Raw genomic sequence first — 14,288 nt, 5'->3', positions numbered from 1 at the left:
TGAAACGGAATTGAATGCAGCAGGCTCCCCTATGAATTCCGAAACAATGGCTTCTTCCCCCAGCACGGCCGACGACTCGGGCCAGAGCCGGCCTTCCCCGCTCAAAAGTCCGCGTGTCCGCCTGATCCTGCTGCTGGTGGCTCTCGCGCTGATCGGCGGCGGCGTGCTGTGGTTCATCCGCTTCGAAACCTTCGGCAAATATCAGGAATCGACCAATGACGCCTATATCCAGGCCGATTCGATCACCATTGCCCCCAAGGTTTCGGGCTATGTCGACCGCGTCTTTGTCGCCGAGAATCAGGATGTGAAGGCAGGCCAGCCCCTCGCGCAGATCGATCCGCGCGATTACCGGGCGCAGGCGGCCCAGTCCGTGGCGCAGATCGACCTGGCCAAGGCCAATGCGGCCGGCGTCGTCGCCCAGATGGCCGAGCAACGGGCCGCCATCGCCCAGGCCGAGGCTGATCTCAATGCCGCCAATGCCAGCGCAAGCTTCGCCGCGAGCGAGGTGGAGCGCTATCGCCCGCTGGCGGCGAGCGGCGCAGAGACGCGCGAACGCCTGTCGGAGCTTCAGAACCAGGCCACGCAGGCGCGGGCAAGGGCGGCCGCCGCCCGCGCGACGCTGAACGGCGCCGAGAAGCGGATCGCCACGCTGGAGACACAGGTCCGACAGGCCCAGGCACAGGGCGAGGCTGCACGCGCACAGCTTTCGGCCGCCAACACCAATGTGGAAGCGACCATTTTGCGGGCAGCAGCCGATGGCCGGATCGGCGACAAGAGCGTCAGGCAGGGCCAGTTCGTCCAGGCCGCCAGCCGCCTGATGACGCTGGTCCCCAAGGCCAGCCTCTATGTCGAGGCGAATTTCAAGGAAACGCAACTGGGGTTGATGCGCGTCGGCCAACCCGTGACTATCGAGGTGGATGCACTGCCGGGGGTTGAACTGCCAGGAAAGCTCGCCAGCATCGCGCCCGGCACCGGCGCCCAGTTCTCGATCCTGCCGCCGCAGAATGCCACCGGCAATTTCACCAAGATCGTCCAGCGCATACCGGTTCGCATCGCCATAAGCGCGGGGCCTGAGACCCGAAAACTGCTGGTTCCAGGCATGTCGGTCGAAGTGTCCGTCGACACCCGCTCGGCCAGGAATGCCGCCGCCCAAATCCGGCGGGAGCAGGAGCGGCATAACGCCCGGACCGAGCGATGAACGCCCCTGTCTATACGACCGCGCCCGAACGCGCCGACGCCGCCGCATGGCTGGCCGTCATCGCAGGCAGCCTGGGCGCAATGATGGCGACGCTGGACATTTCCATCGTCAATTCCGCACTGCCCACGATCCAGGGCGAAATCGGCGCCAGCGGCACGGAGGGCACCTGGATCGCGACATCCTATCTGGTCGCGGAAATCATCATCATTCCGCTGGCGGCATGGCTGGAACGACTATTGGGGCTACGCACCCTGTTGCTCACCGCCGCCTTTCTGTTCACCGGCTTTTCCATGCTCTGCGGCATGGCGGGCGATCTGACGACAATGGTCATCGGCAGGGTCGGCCAGGGCTTTACCGGCGGTGCGTTGATTCCGACGGCGATGACGATCATCGCCACCCGCCTGCCCCGTTCCCAGCAGCCGATCGGCAATGCGCTGTTCGGGGTCACCGCCATTCTGGGCCCCGTGCTCGGCCCGCTGGTCGGTGGATGGCTGACGGAGAATATAAGCTGGCACTATGCCTTCTTCCTCAACCTGCCCGTGGGCATCCTGCTCATCACCCTGCTGTTGGTGACGATGCCGCATCAAAAGCCGCGCCCCAGCGAATTCTGGCAGGCCGACTGGCTCGGCATCGCGGGCATGGCGCTGGGACTGGGCGGCCTTACCATCGTGCTGGAGGAGGGACAGCGGGAACAATGGTTCCAGAGCCGGGAGATCGTCCTGATGTCGATCATTTGCGGTATCGGCTTCATCCTGCTGTTCGCGGGGCAATATTTCGCGAAAAGGCCGGTCATCCGCTTGAAGCTGCTGCTGGACCGGCAATTTGGCGCCGTTGCGCTGATGGGGCTGGTCATCGGCATGATGCTCTACGGCACCGCCTTCATCATTCCGCAGTTTCTGGCGGCGATCGCCGGCTATGATGCGCTGCAATCGGGACGGATCGTCCTTCTGTCGGGCATTCCCAGCCTGATGCTGATGCCGCTCACCCCGCTGCTGATCCGGCATCTCGACATACGTATCGCCGTTGGCGCGGGCCTGCTTGTGATGGCGACAAGCTGCGGGATCGACACGGTGCTGACCAATCAGGCGGTGGGTCATGATTTCGTCGAGTCGCAATTACTGCGGGGTATCGGCAACGTGTTCGGCTTCCTCTTCCTCAACCAGGCCGCGATCGCAGCAGTTCCGCCCGAGGATGCAGGCGATGCCGCCGGGCTGTTCAACGCCGTTCGCAATCTGGGCGGATCGCTGGCGCTGGCGGGCATCGCCACCATCCAGGACCAGCGAAGCTGGCTGCACAGCCGCCGCATGGAGGAAAGCCTGAGCGCCAATAGCGGGCAAGTGCAGGATTATATCGGTGGCCTGGCCCATTCGCTGGGCGGGCAGGACGCCGCGCTTCGCTCGCTGGCGGGCACGATCCAGCGGGAAGCGCTGGTGATGACCTATAACGACATTTTCACGATGCTGGCGGTCGGCATCATTGCCGTGTTGCCGCTGGTGCTGTTCCTGCGTCCCTTGCCCAAGGGGCAAGCGATCGCGATGCATTGAGGCTGGTTCCATGCGTTTCCCCCCGAAAGTCCTTTTCTCGGCGGCCCTTCCCCTGCTGATCCTGGCTGGCTGCACCGCCGGACCGGATTATCATGGACCGGAAGCGGCCAGGCCCGTCAGCCCGGCCGCCAATTTCGCCAGGACGCCCGCTGACATCAGCCCGCAGGCACCGGCCGCGGCGAACTGGTGGACGGCGCTGGCAGATCCGGTTCTCGACGCGCTGGAAACCCGCGCGCTTGCCGCCAATCCGGGCGTGGCCGTGGCGGAGGCGCGGGTGCGGCAGGCCCGCGCCGCCCTGCGGACAGAGCGCGCCAACACCCTTCCCAAGGTCAATGCATCCGCCATCTACGTCCATGCCGACGTTCCCGGCGTCAACCTGGGCAGTTCGAACGATGGAAGTTCCGACGGTGGCGACAGCCAGTCGCTCAACTTCTATAATCTCGGCTTCGACGCGAGTTGGGAGATCGACCTGTGGGGCGGCCGGCGACGCGGCATGGAGGCCGCACGGGCGCAGTTCGAGGCGGCGCAAGCCAATGTCGCCGACGCGCAGGTCAGCCTGACCGCCGAAATCGCCCAGGCCTATGTCAATCTGCGCGATCGCCAGCAGCGGATCGCCCTCGCACAGCAGGCCACGGCCCGGCAGCAGGAGATGCTGCGCCTGACGGAGCAGCGCCGTGCCCAGGGCACTGCGTCCGCGCTGGAGGTGGAACAGCAGCGCAACCAGTTGGAGCAGAGCGACGCAGCGCTGCTGCCGCTCAGTGCGGAGCGCGACGCCTATCTGAACGCGCTGGCCACGCTCGCCGGGGAAGCGCCCGGCGCGCTTGACGGCATGCTGGCCACGCTCGCCCCCGTGCCCTTGCCTCCCGCGCAGGTCGCCGTCGGCGATCCGGCTGCGCTGCTGAAACGCCGTCCCGACATTCGTGCGGCGGAACGCCAGTTCGCGGCCGCCACCGCCAGGATCGGCGTCGCGGAAGCGGCGCGTTTTCCTAGCCTCAGCTTCATGGGCCTGATCGGGATCGGCGGCACGAATCCGGGCGATCTGGTCGATCTCGGTACGCTGGCGGCCATCGCCATGCCACGCCTGAGCTGGAGCTTCCTTGATTTCGGCCGCAACGCCGCCCGCGTGGGCCAGGCCGAAGGCGTGCGGGACGAGGCGGCCGCGCAATATCGGCAGGCAGTGCTCAACGCCCTGCGCGACAGCGAGGATGCGCTTTCCCGCTTCGGCGCCCGTCGGCTGAGTGTCGCCAGCGCTGCCCGGTCCAAGGCTTCGGCCGACCGCACCGCCGCGCTGACACGCCAGCGTTTCGACGCCGGAACGGCCACGCGTATCCAGCTTCTCGACGCGGAGCGGCAGAGCCTGTCGGCGGCACAGGCGCTGACGCAGGGAACAGCGGCCATGACGGCGGATTATATCGCCCTGCAAAAGGCGCTTGGCCTGGGTTGGCAATCAGGAATTTAACCTTTCCGCAAGGCTTTAGGGGCGAAATGCCTTTCTGGAAGTCCATATCGTCTGGATGAGAGCGCGACCCGTCCGGGAGGGGGCCCGGCACGTACGGAGAAGCGCGCTTCGGTTCAGACAGGACGGACTCTCAACTCGGGGCCGCGCATCATCATGTTGAAAAGAATTCGTACCGAGCATGTCGAGCTGGGCATGTTCCTCCACAAGATGGAAGGGTCCTGGTTCTCCCACCCCTTCTGGAAGAGCCGGATGCTGCTGGAGGACGCCGATCAGCTGGAAAACCTGAAGGCGAGCAAGGTCGAATGGGTACAGATCGACACGACGCGCGGCGCTGACCTGAAACCCAGGGAAACGCCAGCCGTACCCCGCGCACCGGCGAACGACCTGCGCGACCGCCCGTTCGGCCGCGCAGGCGCAACCATAGCCCGGCGCGCCGCGCCCGCTCCTGTCAGCCGTCCCTTCGATCCGCTGTCGAAGGACCGGCTTTCGACCAAGGCAGAGATGGTTCACGCGAACCGCCTCGTCCGCAAGTCCGTGCGCGCGATGCACAAGATCTTCGACGACTCCCGGCTGGGCAATGCGATCAAGCTCAACAAGCTTGAGTCGATGATCGACGAGATTTCCAGTTCCATCCAGCGTAACCCTCATGCCTTCATGGCCGTGACGCGGCTCAAGAACACGAGCGAATATCTCTATCTCCACGCCCTGTCGGTCTGCGCCCTGATGATCAGCCTGGCGCAGCAGCTCCGCCTTTCTCCCGAGGAGGTGCAGCAGGCCGGGCTTGCCGGATTGCTGATGGACGTCGGCATGGGCCATGTGCCGCAGGAAACCTGGGACAAGGACAGTCCGCTCACGCCAGAGGAGTGGGAGGTGGTGAAGAGCCACACCACGCTGGCCCATGAATTTCTGGCTTTGGGTGGCGAAATGCCCGACGCCGTGCTGGACGTCTGCCTTCATCATCATGAGCGGCTGGACGGCAGCGGCTATCCCCATGGGCTGAAGGGCGAGGAAATCGGACGGTTCGCCCGCATGGCGGCGATCTGCGACACCTATGACGCGATGACGTCCAACCGCATCCACCGCCATGGCGAAGACCCGTCCCGCACCCTGCTGATGCTGGATGAGGCACAGACGCTCTACGACCCCGAAATCTTCCAGGCATTTCAGCGGGCGGTCGGCATCTATCCGGTCGGATCGCTGGTTCGCCTGCGCTCGCACCGGCTGGCGATCGTGGTGGAGCAGAATGCGGACGATCTGACGCTGCCGGTGGTGCGGCCCTTCTATTGCCTCTCCGACCGCGGCTTTGTGAAGGCAGAGGATATCGATCTTGCCAACTGCTTCGGTGCGGACCAGATCATCACCCGCGAAACGCCCGAAGGCTGGGATATGACCGAATGGCCCGCGCTCAGCGCGAAGCTGCTGGCGGCGGGGTGAAGGCGCGACCTCGCTTCTGAAAATCCGTTGCGCCTGCCGGTTCGGCGGGTGATACAAGCGGCATGATCGTACCGGACAGCCCCTCTACCGCGGCGGGCGTCGCCGTTCATTATGACGAACTGGACCTCGCCTACCGGCGGATCTGGGGCGAGCATGTCCATCATGGCTACTGGCGGACGGGACGTGAAAGTCCCGCCGAGGCGGCCGAAGCGCTGGTTGCGCAGGTGGAGGCCCGTCTGGCGCCGGAACCGGGGCAGACGCTGTGCGACATAGGGTGCGGCTATGGTGCCACCGCCGCCCGGATCATCGCCCGCCACGATGTCCATATCCTGGGCCTCACCCTTTCCGCCGCGCAGGAGAATGTTGCAAAAGCGCGCGCGCTCTTCCGCTTCACCTGCCTGCGTCGCGACTGGCTGCATAATGAACTGCCCGATGCGGGTTTCGACGGCGCCTATGCGATCGAAAGTTCCGAACATATGGTCGACAAGACCCGCTTTTTCACGGAGGCTGCGCGGATATTGCGGCCCGGCGGGCGGCTGGTCGTCTGCGCCTGGCTGGAGGGCGAAGGAGCGCGGCCATGGGAGGTCCGCCACCTCCTGCATCCCATCTGTCGCGAAGGGCGGCTGCCCAGCATGGGTAGCCGGGCGGACTATCAGGCGCTTGCGGCCGAAGCGGGGTTCGTCCTACGCGATTATGAGGATGCAAGCGTTCGCGTGCGCCGCACCTGGACCATCTGCCTGCGGCGCCTGGTGCTGGCGATGATCCACGATCCGATGCTGCGAAGCCTCGCCTTCAACCCCCGTACCCGGAGCCGCGACTTCATCCTCAGTTTGCCGCGCCTGATCCTCGCGCTTCGCACAGGCGCCGTGCGCTATGGCATTTTCCTTTGGGAAAAGGGTGCGGACCAGCGATCGGTTCCATCGCTTGAAAATCCCTCTAGCGCACCCGCGTCCAGCGCTGCGACTGGCAGATGAACAATACGCAGCCCGTCAGCTTGAGCGTTCCATCCGGGTTCAACCCCAGCGTCGCGCGGTAGCTGCGCCCCGATTTGGGATCATAGGCGCGCCCATCCTTCCACATCGCGCCGACACGGCGGAAACCCCATAGGGTGAGCAGGCCCAATATCGGCTGCCCGCGCAATTTCGGCTCAGGATTGTTGATGTCGGTCGCCGGCACGCCCGGTCCCCTGTCCAGTACTCGCGCGATCCGTCCGCACATCTGTCCCCCGCATGGCGCGATCTGCACCACGCCCTTCCGATCCTCCGTCAGCCATTGCCCCTCTACGGACGCTGGCTGGGCTCCGGCCGTCAGGAGCAGGAACGCGGCGAATAATCCCATGGCATGCACCTCCACGCCCATGAAGATATGCTATGATGCAGGCAAAGAAGAGAGGGCTTATGGCAGATCTTTCGATCCGTTCGCGGCAGGAAGAGCAGATGGACGCGCCAGACCTGGATCCCGCCGTCTATGAGCGCGTGCTGCACGATCTGGCGCGCGTGAACCGCTGGACGTTCACCGCGTGGCCCACCATCGCCTTCCTGAACCGCGCAATCGGTTCGGCACGGCATTTCCGCCTGCTCGACGTCGGCTTCGGCGACGGCGACGTCCTGCGTGCCGTTGCGCGCTGGGCACGGCGGCGGGGCATCGAAGCGGAACTCATTGGCGTCGACCTCAATGAAAAGAGTCTTGCCGCGGCTCGTCGGGCCACGCCGCCCGACCTCATCATCGACTATCGCGCCGGCGACTATCTGGACCAGCCCGAACAATTCGACTTCATCATCTCCAGCCAGGTGACGCATCATATGACGGACGCGCAGTTGATGACGTTCCTGCGCCATATGGAGGCGAAAGCGCGCATGGGGTGGCTGATCTGCGACCTGCACCGGCATGGCTTTGCCTATTGGGGCTTTCCGCTGCTCGCGCGCCTGCTGCGCGTCCACCGCATCGTCCGCGAGGATGGTCAGCTATCGATCGCCCGGTCCTTCCGTCCCGGCGACTGGGCGGAAATATTGCCCCAGGCGGGCGTAAGCCTGGACGATGTCCGGATCATCCGACGCTTTTCCTTCCGCCTGTGCGTGGAGCGGATATGCGGGTGAACAGCGCGGCCTGAGCACCAAGGGCCGGCACCCGGCGCAGCAACTGCATCAGCATCCCGCGCGCCCATGGTCCCGCCGCCCCGTGACGCAACGCTTCGGCAATCGCCAGCGGCCGGCGGCTGCGACGGCGCCATTCTTCCTGCCAATCCATCGCCACGTCCGCACCGCCGCGCAGATAGGCCTGCGCCGCACTTGCCCCGCTGTGGAGCGCGATGGCGATGCCGTCCCCAGCCAGGGAAGCGATCACCGCGCCCTGATCCCCGATGCGGAAGATGCCCGGCACATTCGCCGCCGCGCGCCAGCCATAGGGTACGCCAGCAATCGCCTCGAAAGAGTGCGGCATTTTTCCAGCCATGCGATCGGCCAGATGCGGCGCTTCCTTCATGATGGCCTGGATCAGCTCCGGGACGCCATCCGACAGGCGGTCCCGCGCAACGGACAGGCAGAAATTGGCGGAGCCATCCTCCTGCAACAGCAACCCTGCATAGCCGCCGTCGAACAGATGCATCTCGATCACGCCCGCCAGGTCCGCACCGCCGGGAAGGGTTGCGCGTATCCCGACGCAGGGTGCCTCCCGGTACCGGGCAAGATCACGCGCCAATCCGCGCAATTCATGCTTGCCCGTCGCCAGGAACAGCGCGTCTCCCTTCAGATGTTCGCCATCGTCCAGCCGGATGGAGCGCTCTGCGGGATCGGCGGCACGCACTGCCCGGCCGCGCCGGATGACAACTCCGGCCTGCGCCGCACGGCCGATCAGTGCTTCGTCCAGCGTGCGCCGCGACAGCCCCGCCGCCGCATAGGGCAGCGGCAATTCCAGATGCCGGCCGTCCGCCAACAGGCGCAATCGCTGGATCGGCCGCGCGCCCAACAGGTGCGCGTCGAGACCCAGATCGCCCAATGCCGCCAAGGCATCCCAGCCAAGGAAGCCACCGCACACGCTATCATGGGGGCCGCTCTGGCGGTCGATGAGCTGCACCTCCACCCCCGCCTGCGCAAGGGCGATCGCCGCCACCGCACCCGCCGGCCCGCCACCGACGACCAACGCGGGCAAGCGCGTCGTCATGCCAGTCCTTCGAAGCGAAATCCCTCCGCCGCCAATCCCGGTCCGAAGGCGAGCGCCACTCCCTGCCCCGCGCCCTCCAGCATGTCGTGCAGGATGAACATCAGGGTGGAAGACGACATGTTCCCGAACCGCGCCAGTACGCTCCGTGACGGCGCCAGGGCATCCCGGCCAAGGTCCAGTCCCTGCTCCACCGCGTCCAGGATCGACCGGCCGCCGGCGTGCACCGCCCATCGCTCTATCGCCGCCATATCCTCATTGCCCCAGAGGCGGCGACGCACCGCAGGATCGGCCAGCGCCACCTGGATGCGCCCCGGCACCTCGCCGGACAGATGCATGATGAAGCCGCTATCGCCTATGTCCCAGCGGATCAGTTCCGCCGAGTCGGCGAGGTTGAGCGAGAATGGCCGGTCAATCGCAATCCCCGCGCCAGCGCCCGTCACCAGCGCGGCCGCCGCGCCATCCGCGAACTGGAGCATCATCAACAGCCGCTCGATCTTCCGTTCCGGCTGGAAATGCAGGGAAGACAGTTCGACCGTCACCACCAGCACCCGCGCATCGGGCTCCGACCGGACGATATGCCGCGCCGTGCGCAACGCCGCAACGGCGGCATAGCAGCCCATGAAGCCGACTAGGGTCCGCTCGACATCGGCCAGGCCCAGCCGCTCGGCAATGATCTGATCGATGCCGGGAGCGACGAAGCCCGTGCAGCTTGCCACCACCAGATGGCTGATCCCCTCGACCGGCACCTGCGCCTTCAATCGGGCAATCGCCTCCATCGCCAGCCGGGGGGCATGATCGGCGTAGCAGCGCATGCGCAGCGAAGTCGGCGGCATTTCGCCCGCATAGAAGCCGCCAGGGTCGACCGGCGACCCGCCGTCTGCCGTGGACGGCAGCACGCACCAGCGATGTTCGATACCGGATCGCTCCGCCATACGCTGAAACAGCCGTCGTTCGTGCGGGTCGTCCAATTGCCCCGTCGCCCATCGGACGAAGGGTGCATGCATGTCCAGCGTGGGCACGGCGCACCCGATGGCGTTGATGCGAGCACGCGTGTCGGTCATTGTATCAGTTTGTCTCCTGCAGCCGGTAAAAGCATCAAGGTCGGGAAAATCAGTCGACCCCGGCAGCCTTTCCCTCTGCCCTGAACCTGCATCTTGCGCCGCCGGAAGATCGGATCGGGCCGGACGCCGCAATGGGCGCATTGGTGCACGCGGCAGGAACGGCTGTCAGCCATCGTCAACAATCGCACCGGACAAGAACCGTTCCCTTCCATCTGCAATGACGGCGCCATATCCGCCATCCCGTTGCTCGATCCATGACGCCGTGCCGGACGAAGCCCCGCAGTGAAGGGCATGGGCCGCTGTGCGGGCTGCGGTGCGAAGCGGATCATTTTCATACGCAATTTCTATGTCTCGCTCATTTCCCCTGTCTCGATTTCAAACGCCGCCATGTCCTAATTGACCAGCGGCAGACGATAGCCCGTCCCGCACCCCTGCGCGACAGATTCGGCTGCGGGAGTTTTCTTATGCAAGACATGCTCTGGATCGGCCTGATCCTCCTCCTTCTCGTCGCCAGCCTCGGCTATGCCGCGCTGTGCGAGCGGGCGTGAGGAGCGGCGTCATGACCATCGACCTCTGGCTCGCCGGGCTCACCGCCATCGGCCTTCTCCTTTATCTGGTCGCCGTGCTTGCGCGGCCCGAACGCTTTTAGGGAGGGCGTTTCATGACCTTTCAGGGATGGCTGCTGATCGCGGCCTTTGTCGGCCTGCTGCTTGTCCTGGTAAAGCCCGTCGGCCTGTGGCTGTTCGCGCTGTACGAAGGGCGCCGCACGCCGCTTCATGCCGTGCTCGGCCCGGTCGAGCGCGGCTTCTACCACCTTTGCGGCATCGACCCGCAGGAGGAACAGGGCTGGCGTCGCTATGCCGTGCACATGCTGGTCTTCAACGCGGCGACACTGCTCCTCACCTACGCGCTGCTGCGGATGCAGGCGATGCTGCCGTTCAACCCGCAGCATCTGGGCGCGATTGACGAGCATCTCGCCTTCAACACCGCGATCAGCTTCACCTCGAACACCAACTGGCAGAGCTATTCGGGGGAATCGACCATGTCGAACCTCAGCCAGATGCTGGCGCTCACCCTCCATAATTTCCTTTCCGCCGCGACCGGCATCGCGCTCGCATTCGCCTTGTTCCGCGGTTTTGCGCGACGGAACAGCGCCACCATCGGCAATTTCTGGGCCGATACGGTGCGGGTGACGCTCTACCTGTTGCTGCCGCTCTCCGTCGTGCTTGCCATCTTCTACATGGCGAGCGGCGTGCCACAGACGCTGGCGGGGTCGATCGACATCACGACGCTGGAAGGCGCGAAGCAGACCCTCGCCCTGGGCCCGGTCGCGGGGCAGGAGGCGATCAAGATACTGGGCACCAACGGCGGCGGCTTCTTCAACGCCAACAGCGCCCACCCGTTCGAAAATCCGACCGCCATCACCAATTTCGTGCAGATGCTCTCGATCTTCGCAATCGGCGTTGGCCTCACCTACACCTTCGGCAAGGCGGTCGGCAATGTGCGCCAGGGATGGGCCATCCTTGCCGCGATGATGGTCCTGTTCCTCGCCGGCGTAGCTGTCACCTATTGGCAGGAGGCGGCGGGCAACCCCATCCTCCACCATCTGGGGGTGCCCGGCGGCAATATGGAGGGGAAGGAGGTGCGGTTCGGCATCGCTGCCTCCGCCCTCTTCTCCGTCATCACCACGGCGGCGAGTTGCGGCGCGGTCAATGCCATGCATGACAGCTTCACCGCTCTCGGCGGCCTGGTCCCGCTGTTCAACATGCAGTTGGGCGAAGTCGTGGTCGGCGGCGTCGGCGCGGGCATATATGGCTTCCTGCTGTTCGCCATCCTCGCCGTATTCGTCGCCGGGCTGATGGTCGGCCGCACCCCGGAATATGTCGGCAAGAAGATCGAGAGCCGGGAGGTGAAGCTCGCCGTTCTCGCCATCGCCGTGCTGCCGCTGGTGATATTGGTCTTCACCGCGCTGGCGAGCGTGCTGCCGGCTGGTCTTGCGGGGCCGCTCAACAAGGGACCGCACGGGTTCAGCGAGATCCTCTACGCCTTCACCAGCGCGGTCGCCAACAATGGGTCGGCCTTTGCCGGCATCTCCGCCAATACGCCCTTCTACAACGGCCTGATGGGCGTGGCGATGTGGGTCGGGCGCTTCTTCGTCATCATACCCATGCTGGCCATCGCCGGCGGACTGGCGGCGAAGAAATACACGCCGGAAACCGCGGGCAGCTTCCCCACCACGGGACCGCTCTGGACAGGGTTGCTGGTCGGCATCGTGTTGATCGTCGGCGGCCTCACCTTCCTGCCCGGCCTCGCCCTTGGCCCCATCGCGGATCATCTCGCGATGATCCATGGCCAGCTCTTTTAAGGATCACCAGCCCATGCCCCGGTCCGAAGCCAAATCGCTCTTCACCGTCGACCTCATCCTTCCCGCGATCGGCGACGCCTTCCGCAAGCTGAAACCACGGGAACTGATCCGCAACCCAGTGATGTTCACGACCGCCACGGTCGCCGTGCTGCTGACGCTGCTGCTCGCCGTGGGGCAGGACCATCTCGGCATCGGCTTCAAGCTGCAACTGGTGGTCTGGCTGTGGCTGACGGTGCTGTTCGGGACCTTTGCCGAATCGCTGGCGGAAGGACGCGGCAAGGCGCAGGCCGCCTCGTTGCGCGCAGCCAAGGCGGAACTGACCGCAAAGCGGCTGAGGGGCGACGCGGTCGAGACAGTCCCGGCCAGCCTGCTCAGGATGGGCGACGTCGTGCTGGTCGAAACCGGCGACCTCATCCCCTCCGACGGCGAGGTCATTGCCGGTGTCGCTTCGGTCAATGAAGCGGCCATTACCGGCGAATCCGCGCCGGTCATCAGGGAAGCGGGCGGCGACCGCAGCGCGGTGACGGCAGGAACGCGCGTCATTTCCGACCAGATCCGGGTTCGCGTCACGGTCAATCCCGGACAGGGCTTTCTCGATCGCATGATCGCCCTGGTGGAGGGCGCCGAACGGCAGAAGACCCCCAATGAGATCGCCCTCACTTTGCTGCTGGTGGGCCTGACCATCATATTCCTGATCGCCGTCGGCACGATACCGGGCTTTGCCAGCTATGCGGGCGGCAGCATTCCGGTGGCGATCCTCGCCGCCTTGCTGATCACGCTCATTCCAACGACCATAGCCGCCCTGCTGTCGGCCATCGGCATTGCGGGCATGGACCGGCTCGTGCGGTTCAACGTGCTGGCCAAGTCGGGCCGCGCCGTGGAGGCGGCCGGCGACATAGACACGCTGCTGCTCGACAAGACCGGCACCATTACCGTGGGCGATCGTCAGGCGACCGAGTTCCGCGCCGTCGGGGGAACAACCCAGGCCGCATTGGCCGAAGCCGCGCTGCTCGCCAGCCTGGCCGACGAAACGCCGGAGGGCCGCTCCATCGTCCTGCTGGCGCGGGAGAAGTTCGGGCAAAGCGCGGATACGCTGCCCGAAGGAGCAGTGGTCATTCCCTTCACCGCCCAGACCCGCCTTTCCGGGGTGACGCTCCAGGGATCGACCATCCAGAAGGGTGCCGTGGACAGCATCCTGCGGGCCAATCCCGGTCTGGAGGAGGAGCCCGCGGCACAGGAGCTTCGCCGCATCACCGACGAAATCGCGCGCGCGGGTGGCACGCCCCTGGCGGTGGCGAAGGACGGGCGGCTGCTCGGCGCGATCTTCCTCAAGGATATCGTCAAGGCGGGCATCCGGGAACGTTTCGGGGAACTGCGGCAAATGGGGATCCGCACGGTGATGATCACTGGCGACAATCCATTGACCGCAGCCTCCATCGCGGCGGAAGCGGGCGTGGACGATTTCCTCGCCCAGGCCACGCCTGAGGACAAGCTGGCGCTGATCCGCAAGGAACAGCAGGGGGGACGGCTGGTCGCCATGTGCGGCGACGGCACCAACGACGCGCCGGCGCTGGCGCAGGCGGATGTCGGCGTGGCGATGAATACCGGCACCCAGGCGGCGCGGGAAGCGGGCAATATGGTCGACCTCGACAGCGATCCGACCAAGCTGATCGAGGTGGTGGGCCTTGGCAAGCAACTGCTGATGACGCGAGGGGCACTGACCACCTTCTCGGTAGCCAATGACGTCGCCAAATATTTCGCGATCATCCCGGCGATGTTCGTGGCGCTCTATCCCGGCCTTGGGGTGCTCAACATCATGGACCTCGCCAGCCCGGAGAGCGCGATCCTTTCGGCCATCATCTTCAACGCGTTGATCATCCCGTGCCTGGTACCCCTGGCGCTGAAAGGCGTGACCTATCGCCCAATCGGAGCGGGACCGCTGCTGGCACGAAACCTCGCCATTTACGGGCTTGGCGGGCTGGTGGCGCCATTTGTGGGGATCAAGCTGATCGACCTTGCCGTGAATGGGCTGGGCCTGGCCTGACCCGCAGCGCAACAGCCGTTCGTT

The 14,288-nt window shown here is 65.5% G+C and carries 13 protein-coding genes; 10 read left to right on the top strand and 3 right to left on the bottom strand.

Translation table 11 applies throughout. The features are described 5' to 3' along the window. Positions 1–46 precede the first annotated feature (46 nt). From MRBLSP13_RS00275 to MRBLSP13_RS00255, 5 genes are all read left to right on the top strand, one after another. A complete protein-coding gene (locus tag MRBLSP13_RS00275; protein ID WP_363751981.1) occupies positions 47–1,198 on the top strand; it encodes an HlyD family secretion protein in 1,152 nt (383 codons plus the stop codon). Beyond that, positions 1,195–2,742: a DHA2 family efflux MFS transporter permease subunit gene (locus MRBLSP13_RS00270; RefSeq protein ID WP_363735968.1), complete on the top strand. Its 1,548-nt coding sequence runs from the start codon at positions 1,195–1,197 to the stop codon at positions 2,740–2,742. Before MRBLSP13_RS00275 ends, MRBLSP13_RS00270 begins: the two co-directional genes overlap by 4 nt. Before the next feature lie 10 nt (positions 2,743–2,752). Beyond that, positions 2,753–4,201, top strand: coding sequence for an efflux transporter outer membrane subunit (locus tag MRBLSP13_RS00265; RefSeq protein WP_363735967.1), 1,449 nt, complete (start codon positions 2,753–2,755; stop codon positions 4,199–4,201). Between the two features lie 153 nt (positions 4,202–4,354). Further along, on the top strand, positions 4,355–5,635 hold the full coding sequence (locus tag MRBLSP13_RS00260) for an HD-GYP domain-containing protein (protein WP_363751978.1): 1,281 nt from the start codon (positions 4,355–4,357) through the stop codon (positions 5,633–5,635). A 62-nt stretch (positions 5,636–5,697) separates the two neighbouring features. Continuing rightward, on the top strand, positions 5,698–6,609 hold the full coding sequence (locus MRBLSP13_RS00255; RefSeq protein ID WP_363751975.1) for a class I SAM-dependent methyltransferase: 912 nt from the start codon (positions 5,698–5,700) through the stop codon (positions 6,607–6,609). Here MRBLSP13_RS00255 and MRBLSP13_RS00250 read toward each other — a convergent pair. Beyond that, on the bottom strand, positions 6,572–6,973 hold the full coding sequence (locus MRBLSP13_RS00250) for a DUF2147 domain-containing protein (RefSeq protein WP_363751973.1): 402 nt from the start codon (positions 6,971–6,973) through the stop codon (positions 6,572–6,574). The two genes, MRBLSP13_RS00255 and MRBLSP13_RS00250, sit on opposite strands and share 38 nt — an antisense overlap. Before the next feature lie 59 nt (positions 6,974–7,032). Here MRBLSP13_RS00250 and MRBLSP13_RS00245 point away from each other — a divergent pair, with 59 nt between their 5' ends. Further along, a complete protein-coding gene (locus tag MRBLSP13_RS00245) occupies positions 7,033–7,731 on the top strand; it encodes a methyltransferase domain-containing protein (RefSeq protein WP_363735962.1) in 699 nt (232 codons plus the stop codon). Here MRBLSP13_RS00245 and MRBLSP13_RS00240 read toward each other — a convergent pair. Further along, positions 7,682–8,794 (bottom strand): NAD(P)/FAD-dependent oxidoreductase, encoded by a 1,113-nt coding sequence (locus tag MRBLSP13_RS00240; RefSeq protein ID WP_363751970.1) that lies wholly within the window; start codon positions 8,792–8,794, stop codon positions 7,682–7,684. The two genes, MRBLSP13_RS00245 and MRBLSP13_RS00240, sit on opposite strands and share 50 nt — an antisense overlap. Beyond that, a complete protein-coding gene (locus tag MRBLSP13_RS00235) occupies positions 8,791–9,855 on the bottom strand; it encodes a type III polyketide synthase (RefSeq protein ID WP_363751967.1) in 1,065 nt (354 codons plus the stop codon). Before MRBLSP13_RS00235 ends, MRBLSP13_RS00240 begins: the two co-directional genes overlap by 4 nt. 254 nt (positions 9,856–10,109) lie before the next feature. On the opposite strand from MRBLSP13_RS00235, the gene MRBLSP13_RS00230 reads away from it, so the two are divergent. Genes MRBLSP13_RS00230 through kdpB form a run of 4 tightly spaced genes read left to right on the top strand, consistent with a single transcriptional unit; the run spans position 10,110 to position 14,264 of the window. Beyond that, the gene (locus tag MRBLSP13_RS00230) at positions 10,110–10,403 is read left to right on the top strand and encodes a hypothetical protein (protein ID WP_363751964.1); all 294 of its coding nucleotides are present in this window, start codon (positions 10,110–10,112) and stop codon (positions 10,401–10,403) included. Positions 10,404–10,414: 11 nt separating this feature from the next. After that, a complete protein-coding gene (locus MRBLSP13_RS00225; protein ID WP_363735959.1) occupies positions 10,415–10,504 on the top strand; it encodes a potassium-transporting ATPase subunit F in 90 nt (29 codons plus the stop codon). A 12-nt stretch (positions 10,505–10,516) separates the two neighbouring features. Beyond that, positions 10,517–12,220, top strand: a complete 1,704-nt coding sequence (kdpA, locus tag MRBLSP13_RS00220) for a potassium-transporting ATPase subunit KdpA (RefSeq protein WP_363751962.1) — start codon at positions 10,517–10,519, stop codon at positions 12,218–12,220. A gap of 13 nt (positions 12,221–12,233) precedes the next feature. Next, entirely contained in the window at positions 12,234–14,264 is a 2,031-nt protein-coding gene (kdpB, locus tag MRBLSP13_RS00215) for a potassium-transporting ATPase subunit KdpB (RefSeq protein ID WP_363735957.1), read from the top strand. Positions 14,265–14,288: the final 24 nt, after the last annotated feature.

Origin of the sequence: Sphingobium sp. LSP13-1-1.1, from assembly GCF_040676415.1 — a bacterium.
Classification (GTDB): Bacteria; Pseudomonadota; Alphaproteobacteria; order Sphingomonadales; family Sphingomonadaceae; genus Sphingobium.
This window is presented reverse-complemented; position numbering and strand designations above follow the sequence as displayed.

What these genes read in the sequence shown, in the direction of transcription:
- MRBLSP13_RS00245 (WP_363735962.1), top strand. Translation starts at nt 7,033, where the DNA reads ATGGCAGATCTTTCGATCCGTTCGCGGCAGGAAGAGCAGATGGACGCG.
- MRBLSP13_RS00240 (WP_363751970.1), bottom strand. Translation starts at nt 8,794, where the DNA reads ATGACGACGCGCTTGCCCGCGTTGGTCGTCGGTGGCGGGCCGGCGGGT.
- MRBLSP13_RS00265 (WP_363735967.1), top strand. Translation starts at nt 2,753, where the DNA reads ATGCGTTTCCCCCCGAAAGTCCTTTTCTCGGCGGCCCTTCCCCTGCTG.
- MRBLSP13_RS00235 (WP_363751967.1), bottom strand. Translation starts at nt 9,855, where the DNA reads ATGACCGACACGCGTGCTCGCATCAACGCCATCGGGTGCGCCGTGCCC.
- MRBLSP13_RS00275 (WP_363751981.1), top strand. Translation starts at nt 47, where the DNA reads ATGGCTTCTTCCCCCAGCACGGCCGACGACTCGGGCCAGAGCCGGCCT.
- MRBLSP13_RS00225 (WP_363735959.1), top strand. Translation starts at nt 10,415, where the DNA reads ATGACCATCGACCTCTGGCTCGCCGGGCTCACCGCCATCGGCCTTCTC.
- MRBLSP13_RS00255 (WP_363751975.1), top strand. Translation starts at nt 5,698, where the DNA reads ATGATCGTACCGGACAGCCCCTCTACCGCGGCGGGCGTCGCCGTTCAT.
- kdpB (WP_363735957.1), top strand. Translation starts at nt 12,234, where the DNA reads ATGCCCCGGTCCGAAGCCAAATCGCTCTTCACCGTCGACCTCATCCTT.
- MRBLSP13_RS00230 (WP_363751964.1), top strand. Translation starts at nt 10,110, where the DNA reads ATGACGCCGTGCCGGACGAAGCCCCGCAGTGAAGGGCATGGGCCGCTG.
- MRBLSP13_RS00270 (WP_363735968.1), top strand. Translation starts at nt 1,195, where the DNA reads ATGAACGCCCCTGTCTATACGACCGCGCCCGAACGCGCCGACGCCGCC.
- kdpA (WP_363751962.1), top strand. Translation starts at nt 10,517, where the DNA reads ATGACCTTTCAGGGATGGCTGCTGATCGCGGCCTTTGTCGGCCTGCTG.
- MRBLSP13_RS00250 (WP_363751973.1), bottom strand. Translation starts at nt 6,973, where the DNA reads ATGGGATTATTCGCCGCGTTCCTGCTCCTGACGGCCGGAGCCCAGCCA.
- MRBLSP13_RS00260 (WP_363751978.1), top strand. Translation starts at nt 4,355, where the DNA reads ATGTTGAAAAGAATTCGTACCGAGCATGTCGAGCTGGGCATGTTCCTC.